The sequence below is a fragment of the Flavobacterium sp. GCM10022190 genome (assembly GCF_042656445.1).
Lineage (GTDB): Bacteria > Bacteroidota > Bacteroidia > Flavobacteriales > Flavobacteriaceae > Flavobacterium > Flavobacterium nitratireducens.
Map to the genome: position 1 here is coordinate 1 of NZ_JBHSOQ010000011.1, position 1399 is coordinate 1399.

Annotated in this window: 1 rRNA gene; it reads left to right on the forward strand. The window is 44.4% G+C overall.

The features are described 5' to 3' along the window. Nucleotides 1-1399 (forward strand): 23S ribosomal RNA (locus ACFPTQ_RS16035); the annotation flags it as partial.

A 1399-nucleotide genomic window follows, 5' to 3' on the forward strand; every position in this document is an offset into this window, starting at 1 on the left:
GCCGGGACCACCCGGTAAGGCTAAATACTAATCAGACACCGATAGTGAACTAGTACCGTGAGGGAAAGGTGAAAAGAACCCCGAGAGGGGAGTGAAATAGATTCTGAAACCATTTACTTACAAGTAGTCAGAGCACGTTAAAGTGTGATGGCGTACATCTTGCAGTATGGGCCGGCGAGTTATGTTAATATGCAAGGTTAAGCAGAAAAAAGCGGAGCCGTAGGGAAACCGAGTCTGAATAGGGCGACTTTAGTATATTGGCATATACCCGAAACCAGGTGATCTATCCATGAGCAGGTTGAAGCTTAGGTAAAACTAAGTGGAGGACCGAACCGTAGTACGCTAAAAAGTGCCCGGATGACTTGTGGATAGCGGTGAAATTCCAATCGAACCTGGAGATAGCTGGTTCTCTTCGAAATAGCTTTAGGGCTAGCGTATAGTATTGTTTAATGGGGGTAGAGCACTGAATGTGGAATGGCGGCATCTAGCTGTACTGACTATAATCAAACTCCGAATACCATTAAAATTAAGCTATGCAGTCGGAACGTGGGTGATAACGTCCACGCTCGCGAGGGAAACAACCCAGATCGTCAGCTAAGGTCCCAAAATTGTGTTAAGTGAGAAAGGTTGTGAGATTTCATAAACAACTAGGAAGTTGGCTTAGAAGCAGCCACCTTTTAAAGAGTGCGTAATTGCTCACTAGTCAAGAGATCTTGCGCCAATAATGTAACGGGACTCAAACACAATACCGAAGCTACGGGCACATTATGTGCGTTAGGAGAGCGTTTTAATTTCGTTGAAGTCAGACCGTGAGGACTGGTGGAGAGATTAAAAGTGAGAATGCCGGCATGAGTAACGATTCGAAGTGAGAATCTTCGACGCCTATTGGGAAAGGTTTCCTGGGCAAGGTTCGTCCACCCAGGGTTAGTCAGGGCCTAAGATGAGGCAGAAATGCATAGTCGATGGACAACAGGTTAATATTCCTGTACTTGGTAAAAGAATGATGGAGTGACGAAAAAGGATAGTTCTACCACTTACTGGATTGTGGGGTAAGCAACAAGAGAGTTATATAGGCAAATCCGTATAGCATAATCTTGAGTTGTGATGCATAGTGAAGACTTCGGTCGAGTAACGAATTGAATGATTTCATGTTTCCAAGAAAAGCTTCTAGTGTTAATTTTTTATCAACCTGTACCGAGAACGAACACACGTTCCCAAGATGAGTATTCTAAGGCGAGCGAGAAAACCAATGTTAAGGAACTCTGCAAAATAACCCCGTAAGTTCGCGAGAAGGGGCGCCTATTTTTAATAGGCCACAGAAAATAGGGGGGGCAACTGTTTATCAAAAACACAGCTCTCTGCTAAGTTGTAAAACGACGTATAGAGGGTGAAGCCTGCC